This window comes from Alteromonas stellipolaris (assembly GCF_001562115.1).
In the GTDB taxonomy this organism is placed as follows: Bacteria; Pseudomonadota; Gammaproteobacteria; order Enterobacterales; family Alteromonadaceae; genus Alteromonas; species Alteromonas stellipolaris.
Map to the genome: position 1 here is coordinate 1,126,789 of NZ_CP013926.1, position 14,030 is coordinate 1,140,818.

Here is a 14,030-nt window from a genome sequence, read left to right on the forward strand (position 1 = left end):
TTTACTTTTCCAATGTATCAACGCTTTAAAATTGGTAATTCTGTTTGGACTCAAACCTTTCAATTCTTCACAACAACTATAAAAACAAATGTGTTGAAACCTTGGTGGCCATGGCTGTCTATGGGGGCGACAAGGTTGAGTGGGTAGAACAAGCGATTGACAGTATACTCAATCAGACATATCGAGATTTTGTTTTTGTCATTGTGATTGACGGAGAAATTACCGTTAAGATGATGAATAAACTTAAAGATAAAGCCTTTTCCGATCATAGGGTTGTACTAGCCCAAAATGCGACTAAACCTGGTTTGGCCAGCTGCATGAACAAAGCGGCCGAATGGGGACTATCGTTGAGCCCTGCTTACTTCGTAAGAATGGATGCGGATGATATCTCCATTCCAAACCGACTCGCACGCCAAATAAGTTATTTACGTAAGCATGCCTATATATCAGTATTGGGATCGGCGCTAACTGAAATAAACGAGCACGGTAACAAAGTGGGCGCAAGAGTCATGCCTTCGTCTCACAAGCAAATTGTGAGTATATTGCCACGACGTTGCTCACTGAATCATCCTACCGTAGTAATACGTTACACGGTGTTTGAACAGGGCTATAGATACGATAGTAACCTAATGAACACTCAAGACTATTTTCTTTGGGTAACCTTGGCTTCTAACGGTTTTGTGTTTAGAAACCTCAAAGATCGTTTATTGAATTTCAGACGAGTAAACAACTTTTATAAGCGCAGAGGCTTTAGTAAATCACTCAACGAATTTAGAGCAAGGTTTAATGCCATGTTTAAACTAAAAAAGCTAACGCCTTACAATGCCGCATATGCATGTGGTGTACTAACGCTACGATTAATGCCTGGGAAAGTTGTTAAATTAGCATATAAACTCGATCGTCATTTATTGGATAGGTTTGGTAAACATTGAACTGTGGAATTGTCGTTGTACTTTATCACCCTGATATCCAACATGTGCAATCACTTATCGATGGGTTCATGGCCTGTGAATGGCCCATTGTATTAGTTGACAATTCTTCTGAAAAAACCGTCTTATCGCTTTCTTCTCACTGCAAATATTTCCATTACTCTGATAATGTAGGGATTGCCGAGGCTCAAAATATAGGCCTCGATTACCTATTTAAAAATGGTATGTCCCATGCGGTAGTGCTAGACCAAGATAGCCTATTTACAGCGAATATGGGGTTAGACTTACTAGCACAGTACCATGCGCTTGAGCAGTCTCATAAGATAGCGGCACTTGGCCCTTCAATACACTGTCAATTTACCGATAAACTTACCGTAGGGCGCGTGCAAAAGGGACGTCCAATCGATAGCCGGGTTAGAGAAGTAAAACAAATTATTGCGTCAGGTATGATGCTCTCTTCTTCTGCATTTTCCGTGGTAGGACATAAAGAAACAGGCCTCTTTATAGACGGTGTCGATCATGAATGGTGCTGGCGAGCCAATAAGCTCGGTTTTTCTATATTCCAGTCTTTATCAGTATGTATGCCGCACCGTCAAGGCGATGATCGTGTAAAGGTACTAGGCTTAACCTTCAAGCAAGGCGCACCAATTCGACTTTACTACCAAATGAGGAACGTATTACTCTTAGCTAGAAGGGGGTATGTACCACTTTATTGGAAGTGCCGTCATCTTCCCGCAATACCGCTACGATATATTGTTAATCGGTTCTACTTTCCTGATGGTAAGAAACGTGGGCATTATTTACTGAAAGGGCTAATTGACGGCATCAGTGCGAAGAAAGGAAAGATTCAAGAGCGTAGTGTAAAGTAGGCTTTAAGTTGATTATGCAATGGTTTTAGTTGGGCTTTTAAAAGCATTGCTTAATAAATGTAAAGTTTCACCAAAGATGTGCAAGTGATGAATGTTGGTGCATGTTGATGAGTTAAAAAGGGGCGCTGATTAGGCAAATTCTTTTATTTCAAAAACATTATTTTTCAATGGTATTACGCTGTTCATCACCAGTTGCACCTAGTGTGAATTGAAATATGTGCTTCACGATGAAGCTTTTTATTTTTTATAATAGAAATCATTGTGAAGTGAACTTTACGTTTTATTATAGCGTAACCGTTTCGAGCCAAAATGAAGTTGTTAGTATGGAATGTGGATTGCATACTTCATTTTAGGTTGAGGATTATCAGTACAAGGACATTAAATTATGAGTCAAGTAAAAAAAGCCGTTATTCCAGTAGCGGGTCTAGGCACCCGAATGCTTCCTGCTACAAAAGCAATTCCGAAGGAAATGCTTCCAGTGGTAGACAAGCCACTTATTCAGTATGTTGTGAAAGAATGTGTAGCAGCAGGGATCAAAGAAATCATATTGGTAACTCACGCTAGTAAAAACAGTATTGAAAACCACTTCGATACGTCTTTTGAGCTTGAAGCCACATTGGAAAAGCGTGTTAAGCGTCAGATACTTGAAGAAGTACAGTCAATTTGTCCGAAAGATGTCACCATCATGCATATACGCCAAGGTGTGGCAAATGGTCTAGGTCACGCTGTATTGTGTGCCCGTCCTATCATTGGTGATGCGCCTTTTGCGGTAGTATTGCCAGATGTTATCATTGACGATGCAGCAAGTGATCCGAAAAAAGATAACCTTGCGGACATGGTTGCTAAGTTTAATACCACTCGTGTTAGCCAAGTTATGGTAGAGCAAGTTCCTCAAGAAGATGTGACCAAATTTGGTATTGCTGACCTTGATGGCGCAGCGATTGAGCCTGGTGAGTCTGCTAAAATACACAAAATGGTAGAAAAGCCTGCTCTTGATGAAGCGCCGTCTGATTTAGCGGTTGTAGGTCGCTATGTGCTATCTGAGAAGATTTGGGACTTACTTGAGTTTACGCCTCCTGGTGCCGGCGATGAAATTCAACTTACAGATGCTATCGATGCATTAATGAAGGTTGAACAGGTTGACGCTTACTACATGAAAGGCAAGAGCCATGACTGTGGTAGTAAACTTGGTTACATGAAAGCCAACGTAGAGTACGCACTTAGACACCCAGCGTTAGGCCAAGAATTTAAAGAGTATATTGCTAGCCTTAGCATCTAAAATTACAGTATCTAACATTACAGCTATTTAAAAGCGCGCTTACGGCGCGCTTTTTTGTGCGTGTCTTCCAAACTGAGTAACACCAAGTGAATTATTCAGTCTTTTACTACAACATAACCTTGTAGCTTAGATAGCATCTTCTCACCAATTCCTTTTACTTCGGTTATTTGTGCGACTTCTAAAAACGGCCCAACATCTTGTCGGTACGCGATAATCGCTTTTGCCTTAGAAATACCTACACCAGGTAATGTTTGAAGCTCTTCAATACTAGCAACATTAAGGTCAATTTTTTTAGCGATACCAACACTTACCATTGATGATGAAGCATCATTATCTAATGGGGCAGCCGATATAGCCGGTGTGTAAATATATAGCGCAGATAAAACCATAAGGCTTGTTAATTGTCTTTTCATCGTCATTCCTTGTTTGAGATGTACACCATTTGTACAGCGTTGATGTTACCTACAGAGCCAAATATGAAAAGACCAGTTTTGGGACAGTTTTATCAAAGTGCCAACACTAGGTTGAGGCGTGCCTTCTTTTCTCTTTTCTTTTTTTGGGGGGGGAGGGAGAGGAAGCAGGGGAAGAACGTATGCAGTAAGAGACAGATACAAAAAAGCGGGCTTTAAGCCCGCTTTATCAATAACGTCTATTTAACCTTAAAGGCGGTCAATCAACGCTTGAGTAAATTCATTTGTACCGGCTTCACCACCAAGGTCGCGAGTAGTGCGGTCGCCAGTTTCGATAACGTCTTTTAAGGCGCTACGAATTTTTTCTGCTTTATCACCCATGTTCAAGTATTCAAGCATCTGAGCTGCAGCAAGAATAACTGATGTTGGGTTAGCCAAGTTCTTACCAGCAATATCAGGAGCAGAGCCGTGTACAGCTTCGAAAATAGCACAGTCTTCACCAATGTTAGCGCCAGGAGCCATACCAAGGCCGCCAACAAGTCCAGCACATAAGTCAGAAAGGATATCACCGAATAAATTAGTGGTAACAATCACGTCGAACTGGTGTGGGTTCATTACTAACTGCATGCACGTGTTATCTACAATCATTTCTGTAGATTCAATATCTGGGTAACGTTCGCCCACTTCACGAGCCACTTTCAAAAACAAACCTGAAGTAGACTTCAAGATATTAGCTTTGTGTACTGCTGTAACCTTTTTACGGCCTTCACGACGCGCTAACTCGTAAGCGAAAGTAACGATTTTTTCAGCGCCATCACGAGTAATTTTACTCATCGCTTCAGCTTCGTTACCGTCTTCAGAAACTACTTGTCCAAGTCCTGAATACATACCTTGAGTATTTTCACGCACGGTAATGATATCGATATCTTCGTAACGCGCTTTAGTGCCTTTGAACGAGATCACAGGGCGTAAGTTTGCGTAAAGTTTAAATTGCTTACGTAAGCTAACGTTAATTGATGTGAAACCTTCGCCAACTGGAGTAGTTAGTGGGCCTTTAAGTGCAACTTTATTTTTAGCAATAAGGTCAAGTGTTGCTTGTGGCAGAAGTTCACCATGCTCTTCAAGGGCAACTAAGCCTGCATCTGCGTAGTCATAGGCAAAATCACAGCCAACTTTATCTAAAATTTTAGTGGTTGCATCAATAATGTCTGGGCCAATGCCGTCACCGCGAATGACTGTAATGTGTTGCTGAGTCATGTGGAAGGATCCTCTGATAATTCTATTGTCAAAATCGTTAGGTTTACTACATTTTAGCTTAGCGAGTGAAACGCGCCAAAGAAGACCGCCTCATCTTTTTATTATTATGAAAATTAGGGGTAGTTTTTTGAAGCGGCGCTAAGCGGCGTATTTTATACGATAGCGGGGCTAAGTTATAGCCATTCGTAAAGATTAATTTTACTAGTGCAAATTAAGTGGGCAAAACAGATATTCGCCAAGTCTATCCATCACGTTGCGGATATCTTCACTTTTCAAGTTAACGCTTCTTACTAAGGTGTCGAAGGTATTATCTGTGGCTGCATCTCGTGCATTTGACGGGAACAAATACTCTCTGGCAAGGCCAAAAGCGAGTTGTAAAATAGCGTGTTCCTTCTTCAAAGATGCGGCGACCTCTGCGTGTCGTCTGCCTGACTGGTGAATTACCGCTCGCCATGTGGCACTTTGGTGCCAATTTCCAGCAAGTTCACCTGAAATAGCGTGCCATGAAGAAACGCTTTTAACCTTGAAGGCTTTGTCTATCTGAAAGTAGTCTTTTTGACTAACCGGTAGTTTCGTCGCTACTTTTAATCCTGGCAGTGTGAATAAGGGGGCACACAAAAATGTAGTCACTAGCGCGGCAGATTGAGGAGTAAATTTGGTTTTTGTTATTGATGCTAACTGCGCCGCAATACCACACGCCAAAGTGGTAAATTGTTTGCTGATGGCAAGCAATGGATATTGATGTTGGGTTAAGCGCTCTATTAACGCATGTTGTACCAGCATATCGCCCACTCGTTCCAAACCATAGGTTAGTATTGCTTGTTTGAGGCTCGTTACGGTGAGCTTAAGGCGATTGTCTAAGCTAGCAGTGGAAAGCAAGAATTGCTGGAAGCTGGGTACCTTCTCAACCTTCTGACATAAACTAGGTACATCCACATCAGTTTTTTGTAATTCATCAATAATCGCTATTAGGGCTGAGGGAGGGCGCTGAATAGGAAAGGTGGCGGGGTAAAAAGGCTGCTCTCCTTTCACGCTTCGGGCATTCTCACATGCTTGATATTGACCTGTGAATTCTTCAAAACTCAGATACAGGTCTTTGGGCGCCAAAAGTGCAGTGCGTTTAACCCATAGTATTTTCTCGTCTTCATTCCTACTAGGTGAATGCACAAGCGCATGCTGTTTTTGTATATCAATCACAATAGCGGGGTGCGCTTTTACGTACACTTTAGCCCCAGGCGAAGGTATTGAAATGAGTGATGCAATAGGATGCAGGAAAGTTCGTTGCATTGTAGGTACACGCTGAGCGATAAACGCCAGAAGACTCGACCTTGAGTGGGCTCCAGTACAATAAGAGAAAACACTGGTTATCAAACTTATGCGCTGCAAAGATGTTAATTTTGCTTCGCCAACATGCTTTATTGATTGTGAACTGAAAAGCACTTTTTGCAACGCAATAATTTGTCGCCACATGGTGAGATGATGGTCGTTGATGAACGCAAGCAGTGCTTTTTTCTGACTGATTGCCTCATCTTTTGATTTCTTGACTAATTTAGAAGAAGCTAGATTAGAAGCGACTAAATAATACGTAGCCAAGTGGGCCGCAATAATATGCTGTAAAAAGTGGTCGTTATAGTTATTGAGTTTGCCAAACAGTGCTAGGTTCAACATATGCCGGGTGAGAGTATCAATGTCACTCGTACACTTTTGAAGTGCTAAAGGAATAGCGGGGTGGGTTTGAGCAAATGAAAGTGTAAGCTTAGCTCGCTGAAGACAGGTATTAACAGTGTCTTGAGGCGATGAAGTCAGTGCAGGTAGCGAAAGCAGAGCGTCCGAAAGCTCAGAAGCATCATTGAGCTCCATTTGGCTAGCTTTGCTGGTAACTTGAATACGCCCCGTCGCCCCACGCAATTAATTTCTCATTTTCAAACAATAATGGCGTGCATTCGTCTTGCGTGGTTAAACCATCTGCACGAACGTGCTGTGTACGGTAAAACATCACTTGAATAGCATTTTCATTTTGTCGTTTGGCTTCGGTAATATCAGGCGAACCAAGCAAGGCCAGCACTTCCTCTCGGGTGCTACCCAGCTTTAATTTGGTAATTTGCACGCGGTTATATTCTTCGCGATCTTTCCAGTCCATATTTTCAGGTTTATCGGGATAAACTGAAATCACTAGAAATACAAAAGCTGCATACAATGCTATGCCAGCAAAAATGAGTCGAATTACCTTGGAGTTCATAACCCTAACTTTTCGTTTTTCTGCGCTAATATAAACAATTTACAACGTGTATATAGGTTACAAACTGTAATTTCGCAGTTCCTTTGTTTGAATAACTACTTAAGTCTACAGTGTACCGTAAAAAGTTCGTCGACGGTAAGTGTTAAACGTAAGGAAATGCGTCTAGTTATTTCTCAATTGTGTAGCAAGGTGTGTATGCAGAGCCGGGAAGCTTCATTCTTTGTTGAGAAACAAAAGATTCTAATAGTGTATCAACCCGTTCCATTAACTTGGCATCCCCTGTTAGCTTAAATGGTCCATGCTGTTTAATGTGCTGAATACCTTCCGCTTTGACGTTGCCCGCCACAATACCTGAGAATGCTTGCCTTAACGCTATTGCTAGGGAGGCATTGTCCTGATTATGATGTAAAGCTAAACCTGACATGGTTTGATGGGTAGGAATGAAGGGGCGCTGAAAATCTTCTTCTATTTTGAGTGACCAATTGAAACTATAGGCGTCGCCCATTGCTTCTCGGTACTTTTTAACTCGCCCAAGCCCAGTGCGCATAACCCGAGCTACTTCTTCAGGATCGTCAACAATGATCTGGTATTTGCTCTGTGCTTCTTTCCCTATCGTCGCACCGATGAATTCATCAATGGCTTCAAAGTAAGTCTCAGAACCCGCTGGACCGGTAAGGATGACAGGGAAGGGTTGCTGGGCATTTCGTTCATTCATTAAAATGCCAAGCAAATAAAGCAACTCTTCGGCAGTACCCACACCGCCAGGAAAAATCACAATGCCGTGGGCTAGGCGAACAAAGGCCTCAAGGCGCTTTTCAATATCTGGCATGATGACGAGTTCATTAACAATCGCATTGGGTGGCTCTGCTGCAATAATGCTAGGCTCAGAAATACCAATGTAACGGCCTGCCTTATATCGTTGTTTAGCATGCCCAATGGTGGCTCCTTTCATGGGGCCCTTCATTGCACCTGGTCCACAGCCTGTGCAAATGTTCATTTCTCTAAGCCCTAACTGGTACCCCACTTCTTTTGTATATTTATACTCAGTTAGATTAATAGAATGCCCGCCCCAGCACACCACAGTATTAAGGCTATCGTTTCCTTCAAGTGCCTTAGCATGACGTAACATGTCAAACACCATGTCGGTAATGCTCACACTATCGACAGGCGCACTTTTGTGGGTAAAAGCATACTTATTACCCATAAAAAGCAGGTCGCGAAGCACTGCAAAAATATGCTCATGCACACCTGTAACCAAGGTGCCATCAACAAAAGCCACTTCGGGTGGATTTACCAATTCAATTTTGACGCCACGCTCTCTTCGAACCAACTTGATATCAAAATTTTCGTAAGGCGCAAATAGCACTTCATAATCATCTTCATCGACACCACTATTGAGTACTGCTAAACAACAGTTTCGAAACATGCCGTAAAGTGCGCTATTTGTTGTATCTTGCAATTGAGCCACTTCAATTTGCGACAACTGACTCATCCAACCAACAGGATTTAACTGCACTTTCTTCATACTTATTCGTCTCTGTCAGTGATAACGCGATTTCGACCGCTATTTTTGGCTTGGTATAGCAAGTTATCAGCCCGTTCAAAAACGGCGTCTGGTGTGTCCCCTTTTTTGAAAAATGAAGCGCCAAATGATGCCGTTATGGTGACTTTTTCTTGCTTAAACTTAAACGGTAAAGAGGCGAGTTTAGTTCTCATGGTTTCAAGCAAACTGGTGACTTTTTGCTTATCCATACCTGGCAGAAGCAAAACAAATTCTTCACCGCCCCAACGCGCCATAAAGGTGTTCTTTGTTAGCTGCTGCTTAAGATTCTTTCCTACCACTTGTAGTGTTTTATCACCGGCAGCATGACCGAAACGGTCGTTGATTGACTTAAAGTGATCTATGTCGATGACGGCCACCGCTAAGTCATCACCGTTATCTTGCCAAAACTGAACCGCCTTTGATAACTTTTCATTGTAAGCTTGGCGATTGGGTAAGCGGGTAAGCGGGTCGGTTTGGCTGAGCATCATTTGTTCAGCTAGCTTCTTTTTATAGGTTTGCGTCTGTTTTTGAAGCTGCTCAATTCTGCTCTGCATTGAGCCAAGTAACCCCATTAAAGACTCTTGACCTTGAGAGTCTAGCTGCGCTTGTTCATTCAATGTACTGGCAATATTTTGAACACAGAATTGGGTGTGCTCTTTAAGTGATTCCAAAGAGTCGCTATGTGATACCGCCTCTTCAATACTTTCGATATGTGATTGCAATTGAGCATTACCAACTTGTCGCTGCTCAAACTGAGTGCGGCTATTGTCCATGCTAAGCTGAATGTCTCCGCCCATTTTGCCTAAGGAGTTATGCAAGCTTTGAATAACTTTGCCGGTTAAGCTGGCTTCAGCCATGGCGTCTTGCACTATCATTCGAAGAATAACAACACAGCTTTTAAGCAGTTGGTCTTCTGACATGCCTTCCGTTAGTTTTTTCTGTATATCAACCAATTGACTATCATCAGGTTGGCGTTGGGCGTAGCTGGCAATAAGTTGGTTTAGTTCCTCTAAAATAGACTTATAAAGCGGGTTTACCGTATTGTCTTTATTGCTTTCTTTACTATTTTCCAGTGCAGGTGCTTCACCTTTACTATTTTCAACCGCAGGCTCACTTGCTGCGCTACTCGCCAATGCTGCATGATGCAACTCAATAGCTTGCTGGAACAGCTTGTAAATACTAAAAATATCCCCAACCGGCTGGTTCAGGGTTATCAATTGCTGTGTAGCTCGCTTTTTAAGAGCTTCGTCTTCAAACACTGCTTTTTGAAGGCGCTTAGTTGCACTCTCTAGCAATGCGACGGTTTCAATACTGTATTTTTTTAATGTCAGTTCTTGGTGTTGAAGCGCGCTATTAAGCTTATTGATGCTCACCGTGGCAAGAGTAAAGTTTGGCGTACCAGACAAATGCCCTCTCAATATTTGTAGTTCACTATCAATTTTGTCGGAAAAACCTTCATAAAAGGCGGACAAGCGAACGATAAATTGTGAAAGTAGCGTATTGTGTTGCTTGTAAGTTTGAAGCTGTTTGGCGTCCATAATCGTTGTTTACTCAACCTTAGGTGAAGTCATCCTGCACATTTAGTGATTTGTATTAAATCTGTGCGCTAAATTACTGGCGAGCTTGCCTTTTATTTGCATAGGGCGTTTCAAAATTTGAACGGAAAGGATTAATGTCCAGTCCTCCTCGCCTAGTGTAACGTGCGCATACTGTCAACTTCTTAGGTTGGCAGTGTTGCATAATGTCACAATAAATACGCTCTACACACTGTTCATGAAACTCATTGTGTTGTCTGAAGCTAATCAAATATTTTAATAAGCCTTCATGATCTAAGCCGTTCCCTTCATAACGAATTTGCACGCTTGCCCAGTCAGGCTGACTGGTAATAAGGCAATTCGATTTAAGCAAATGGGAAACCAAGGTTTCAGCTTTTTTATCGCCCGTTACTTTTAATAGCGAAGTGTCAGGCTCGTAAGTTTCAACAGCGATATCAAGTTCATCAAGCAGTACACCTTCAAATTCTTTGAATGTGAGTGTATTGAATTGATTGGGAAGTGTTAAGTTAACCACCACGGGTTCACCCGCGCACTTTGATAGGTCTGATGCCAATGTGGCGCGCACATCTTCAGGGCTTTCAAAAGCGGTTTGATTGAAGCTGTTTAAATACAACTTGAATGATTTCGACTCTATGAGATTTGCAGAGGTGATAGGTACATAACATTCAAGCAAGGCTACGTTAGGCTTTCCCTTTTTGTTAAGCCAAGACAGCTCATACCCAGTCCATGTATCAATACCGGTAAAGGGCAGGGCATCAGCATTCAACGATAACGTATCTCGGCTTAAGCTACGGGGCACGCCCTGAAGTAGGTCGGGGTTGTAATGAAATTCATATTCAACCTGCTTCCCCAGTGAAAGATCTTTGGGGGCAGAAATAGAAATTCTATCGTTTACCTTCGAAGTCATATTTACCTATATATTTTAACCATTTTAGATGTGCCGTCTTACTTGAACTTGGCACCTTATACCTATAGTGTACCTCAAAAATATTGGTGTAACCCCATAATGGCCTTAACAATTAGTAACGAATTAACCCAACTTATCGGTGCATTCACTTCTCGCTACTCGGGCAGTGGTAGTCTGCTGACCACACCTTATGATAGTCAATGGCCCTCACCTTGCTACTTAAAGCAGGGAGATGAAGGAGAATTGGTACCGTGGGAGCCTAAGCGCCAAAGTGATAGTCAGCATTCAGCGCTAAGTTTTAAAAATGTCGAAGAGGCATTGGACATTACGCTGGACGCAGATTTTTGTCAGTTCTTTACTCAATTTTTCAGTAATAATTTACCGGTAGTAGCTGAGCATGGGTCTTGCGAGCTATTGCAAGTTTGGAATGAAGAAGACTTTGAGCGGCTTCAACAAAATTTAATTGGTCACCTGTTAATGAAAAAGAGGCTAAAACAAGAGCCCACACTCTTTTTTGCATTAACCGATGAAGATGATTTTGTTTTAAGTGTGTTAAATAGCACTGGAGAAGTGGTACTAGAACAAGTTGGAAGACCACCTAAAAAAGTTATTTCGCCAAGCCTACCGGAATTTATCGCCACGCTACGACCTGAATAAGTTCCTGTGTCATGCCGTTTAGAATAAACACGGCGTGTCGTTGCCAATATAGGTGGTGCTGAAGTAGGTGGCACTGAAGGCGAGCAGCGTCATATATCCATTAAGTGGTTTTGCTGTAATAAGAGATTATGCTCTATTAACAAGGGCTTACTTGATAGATGCCTCTAGCCGCTGCTGTAGCATCGTCATTTGCTGTTCAAGCACCGCAACCCGCTTTGAAAGCGACGCAATAGTTTCTACGTCCTTCCCGTTAATAGATGCGGGATCAGATGCACCATTGGCAGCATTGAAATGTTTAATAGCTTCAATAGCCTCTGTTACCGATGCTTTAAAAGGCGCTTTTGCTCTAAGTAGTGCAACAGAAGGCGACGTCCCTTTTTGCACCATTTGCTGACATACAATCATTAATTTCTGCAGATTATTATTTTGCAGTGACATTTCGTTGGCCAATAAATTACAAGACGTTCAGCTTATCCATTTCAGCTTGATTTCGCTAGGGTTTTTAACCAATAATTTGTGTCAAACTGACCATTAATTAATGTAATAAACCATGCTTTATGATTTTAATCATCACTGATTTAAAATAAATTCATTAAAAACAATACCTTAAATAGTTGGTCTCATTCTTGATTACCCTATTGCATATAACAAGACTATAAACGATAAAAATTAGAGGAAATCACATGAAATCGATTATCTTACCACTCGCGTTAGCGTCATCATTTTTACTTACCGGTTGCGTGGTATCGGTAGGTGGGGGAAGTGATAGCCATTACGGTACTGATGTAGAAGACCGAGAATACAATAACCGCAAACATATCTCGAACCTTGAAACAGGAATGAGCTATGAAAGCGTATTAAGAAAAATGGGTGTGGCTGATTTCAACGAGCTTTATGAAAAGCAAGACGGTACCTATCGCGTTTTGTTTTATCGTACACAAAGAACCATGGGTGATGGTATAACAACGAAAGATGAATGTACCCCAATAGTATTTAAAGATAGTGGCCTAGTAGGTTGGGGTGATAGCGCTTACCACCTAATGAATTGATGGTAACATTAATTTAACATCTTGGTGTTTTTACCGTAAAGTGACCATTAATTGGTCACTTTTTGCTTTCTGTGACTATAAATTCGTAGATTAATGAGGGCAGCACCCATGACAAACAACACGCTAACCGACAGCAAAGTGATGAATACACAAGGGGGTGATAATCCCATAGCCAACGAACCTAATGCTAATGAAGCATTGCAGCCACTTGTGTCTTCCCTTGAGGCTATTAAAGCAATTTACCTTGGCGTGGATGATTTGAAGGTTGCTGCCTCTATATTATTTAATGCGTACGTAGATGACCCACTTTTTACCGACATATTTCAAGCTGAAAAAGAAGGTTATGAGAGCCGGTTGCGTTCTGCTATCAGAGAAGAGTTAAACGCTTTTTGGGTAGCAGAACAGCCTATTGTTGGGTTGTTCGATGGCGAGCGACTACTCGCGGTTGCTTGCCTTACCGCGCCAGACGCTGCATTTGGTTCTGGGCGTTACTGGCATTGGCGTTTGCGTATGCTACTTACCGCTGGCCTTTTTGGCACAAAGCAAATGCTAGAAAAAGAAGAAAAAGTTCGCGCACTAGTCCCTGCGGTTAACTTTCATATGTTAAGTTTTATTGCCGTTCACCCTGATTATCAGCACCATGGGCTAGGTCATACACTATTGGGTGCTATCGACAGTGTGGTGGAAGAAGATGCTAAAAGTGAAGGGGTGGCCGTGTTTGTTACTATCGCGAAACATAAGCCCTTTTTTAATGATGATAGCTATGATGTGGTGGGAGAGCTAAGTCTATCTCACGTGAAAGGAGAGGTAATGTTTAGGCGAAAGGCAGCATAAATAGTCACAAAAAATTGAGTAAATTAGGTTAGAATTTCACGTCGTTTTATCAACAAGGAAGTACGCTGATGCTAAGCGCGCAAGGAACTTGCCTGTGTGGGGCTATTAACGTTGTTGCAGAGAACATTAATCCTAAATTCACTGTTTGCCATTGTGAGTCTTGCAGGCAGTGGGGCGGTTCGGCGCTGTTCGCATTACAATGCGGTACGCAGGTCAAATTCGAAGATACAACTTCTGCTGGTGATAACGTAAGCATTCATCAGTCGTCAGAATGGGCTTCTCGCGGTTTTTGTGGCAACTGTGGTTCCCATCTGTTTTATAGGCTCAATGAGACCGGCGAGTACAATATTCCTGTCGGTATATTTCAAGCACTAGATGGGTTAGAAATGGATATGCAGTACTTCAGCGATCAACGCCCACACTATTATTGCTTTTCTAATAAAACGAAAGAAATGACCAAAGCTGAAATCATGGCGTATTTTGCTCAAAAGTTTTAAGTTA

General features: G+C 42.0%; 15 protein-coding genes. 7 read left to right on the forward strand and 8 right to left on the reverse strand.

Going from position 1 to position 14,030, the window contains the following annotated elements:
* Positions 1–44: 44 nt before the first annotated feature.
* From AVL57_RS04645 to galU, 3 genes are all read left to right on the forward strand, one after another.
* On the forward strand, positions 45–932 hold the full coding sequence (locus AVL57_RS04645; RefSeq protein WP_057793475.1) for a glycosyltransferase: 888 nt from the start codon (positions 45–47) through the stop codon (positions 930–932).
* Positions 929–1,798, forward strand: coding sequence for a glycosyltransferase family 2 protein (locus tag AVL57_RS04650; protein WP_057793470.1), 870 nt, complete (start codon positions 929–931; stop codon positions 1,796–1,798). The genes AVL57_RS04645 and AVL57_RS04650 overlap by 4 nt, the downstream gene beginning before the upstream one ends.
* Before the next feature lie 385 nt (positions 1,799–2,183).
* The gene (gene galU / locus AVL57_RS04655) at positions 2,184–3,077 is read left to right on the forward strand and encodes a UTP--glucose-1-phosphate uridylyltransferase GalU (protein WP_013785214.1); all 894 of its coding nucleotides are present in this window, start codon (positions 2,184–2,186) and stop codon (positions 3,075–3,077) included.
* Positions 3,078–3,172: 95 nt separating this feature from the next.
* Here the strand turns inward: galU and AVL57_RS04660 are convergent, their stop codons facing one another.
* The 7 genes from AVL57_RS04660 to queF form a co-directional block, all read right to left on the reverse strand.
* Positions 3,173–3,490: a ComEA family DNA-binding protein gene (locus AVL57_RS04660; protein WP_057793468.1), complete on the reverse strand. Its 318-nt coding sequence runs from the start codon at positions 3,488–3,490 to the stop codon at positions 3,173–3,175.
* A gap of 246 nt (positions 3,491–3,736) precedes the next feature.
* The gene (locus tag AVL57_RS04665) at positions 3,737–4,744 is read right to left on the reverse strand and encodes an isocitrate dehydrogenase (RefSeq protein WP_013785212.1); all 1,008 of its coding nucleotides are present in this window, start codon (positions 4,742–4,744) and stop codon (positions 3,737–3,739) included.
* Between the two features lie 201 nt (positions 4,745–4,945).
* Positions 4,946–6,652 (reverse strand): histidine kinase, encoded by a 1,707-nt coding sequence (locus tag AVL57_RS04670; RefSeq protein ID WP_138118094.1) that lies wholly within the window; start codon positions 6,650–6,652, stop codon positions 4,946–4,948.
* Positions 6,609–6,983 (reverse strand): DUF3192 domain-containing protein, encoded by a 375-nt coding sequence (locus tag AVL57_RS04675; protein ID WP_013785210.1) that lies wholly within the window; start codon positions 6,981–6,983, stop codon positions 6,609–6,611. Before AVL57_RS04675 ends, AVL57_RS04670 begins: the two co-directional genes overlap by 44 nt.
* 166 nt (positions 6,984–7,149) lie before the next feature.
* Positions 7,150–8,508 carry a nucleotide 5'-monophosphate nucleosidase PpnN gene (gene ppnN, locus AVL57_RS04680; protein ID WP_057793464.1) on the reverse strand — a complete coding sequence of 453 codons (1,359 nt, stop codon included), beginning with the start codon at positions 8,506–8,508 and terminating at the stop codon, positions 7,150–7,152.
* 2 nt (positions 8,509–8,510) lie between these two features.
* Positions 8,511–10,064, reverse strand: coding sequence for a GGDEF domain-containing protein (locus AVL57_RS04685; RefSeq protein WP_057793461.1), 1,554 nt, complete (start codon positions 10,062–10,064; stop codon positions 8,511–8,513).
* 73 nt (positions 10,065–10,137) lie between these two features.
* Positions 10,138–10,989 (reverse strand): NADPH-dependent 7-cyano-7-deazaguanine reductase QueF, encoded by an 852-nt coding sequence (gene queF, locus AVL57_RS04690; protein ID WP_057793459.1) that lies wholly within the window; start codon positions 10,987–10,989, stop codon positions 10,138–10,140.
* A 99-nt stretch (positions 10,990–11,088) separates the two neighbouring features.
* Here queF and syd point away from each other — a divergent pair, with 99 nt between their 5' ends.
* Positions 11,089–11,646, forward strand: a complete 558-nt coding sequence (syd, locus tag AVL57_RS04695; protein ID WP_057793457.1) for a SecY-interacting protein — start codon at positions 11,089–11,091, stop codon at positions 11,644–11,646.
* 147 nt (positions 11,647–11,793) lie between these two features.
* Here syd and AVL57_RS04700 read toward each other — a convergent pair whose 3' ends face one another.
* Complete coding sequence (locus AVL57_RS04700) at positions 11,794–12,084, reverse strand: hypothetical protein (protein ID WP_063458211.1); 291 nt, start codon at positions 12,082–12,084, stop codon at positions 11,794–11,796.
* 245 nt (positions 12,085–12,329) lie between these two features.
* On the opposite strand from AVL57_RS04700, the gene AVL57_RS04705 reads away from it, so the two are divergent.
* The 3 genes from AVL57_RS04705 to AVL57_RS04715 all read left to right on the forward strand — a co-directional run bounded on the left by AVL57_RS04705 (position 12,330) and on the right by AVL57_RS04715 (position 14,026).
* The gene (locus AVL57_RS04705; protein ID WP_013785204.1) at positions 12,330–12,695 is read left to right on the forward strand and encodes a DUF3192 domain-containing protein; all 366 of its coding nucleotides are present in this window, start codon (positions 12,330–12,332) and stop codon (positions 12,693–12,695) included.
* A gap of 108 nt (positions 12,696–12,803) precedes the next feature.
* A complete protein-coding gene (locus AVL57_RS04710; protein ID WP_232363246.1) occupies positions 12,804–13,529 on the forward strand; it encodes a GNAT family N-acetyltransferase in 726 nt (241 codons plus the stop codon).
* A gap of 68 nt (positions 13,530–13,597) precedes the next feature.
* On the forward strand, positions 13,598–14,026 hold the full coding sequence (locus AVL57_RS04715) for a GFA family protein (RefSeq protein ID WP_057793452.1): 429 nt from the start codon (positions 13,598–13,600) through the stop codon (positions 14,024–14,026).
* Positions 14,027–14,030: the final 4 nt, after the last annotated feature.

Coding starts and splice junctions, on each gene's coding strand:
- galU (WP_013785214.1), top strand. CDS start 2,184: ATGAGTCAAGTAAAAAAAGCCGTTATTCCAGTAGCGGGTCTAGGCACC.
- AVL57_RS04660 (WP_057793468.1), bottom strand. CDS start 3,490: ATGAAAAGACAATTAACAAGCCTTATGGTTTTATCTGCGCTATATATT.
- AVL57_RS04665 (WP_013785212.1), bottom strand. CDS start 4,744: ATGACTCAGCAACACATTACAGTCATTCGCGGTGACGGCATTGGCCCA.
- AVL57_RS04675 (WP_013785210.1), bottom strand. CDS start 6,983: ATGAACTCCAAGGTAATTCGACTCATTTTTGCTGGCATAGCATTGTAT.
- ppnN (WP_057793464.1), bottom strand. CDS start 8,508: ATGAAGAAAGTGCAGTTAAATCCTGTTGGTTGGATGAGTCAGTTGTCG.
- AVL57_RS04685 (WP_057793461.1), bottom strand. CDS start 10,064: ATGGACGCCAAACAGCTTCAAACTTACAAGCAACACAATACGCTACTT.
- queF (WP_057793459.1), bottom strand. CDS start 10,989: ATGACTTCGAAGGTAAACGATAGAATTTCTATTTCTGCCCCCAAAGAT.
- syd (WP_057793457.1), top strand. CDS start 11,089: ATGGCCTTAACAATTAGTAACGAATTAACCCAACTTATCGGTGCATTC.
- AVL57_RS04700 (WP_063458211.1), bottom strand. CDS start 12,084: ATGTCACTGCAAAATAATAATCTGCAGAAATTAATGATTGTATGTCAG.
- AVL57_RS04705 (WP_013785204.1), top strand. CDS start 12,330: ATGAAATCGATTATCTTACCACTCGCGTTAGCGTCATCATTTTTACTT.
- AVL57_RS04710 (WP_232363246.1), top strand. CDS start 12,804: ATGACAAACAACACGCTAACCGACAGCAAAGTGATGAATACACAAGGG.
- AVL57_RS04715 (WP_057793452.1), top strand. CDS start 13,598: ATGCTAAGCGCGCAAGGAACTTGCCTGTGTGGGGCTATTAACGTTGTT.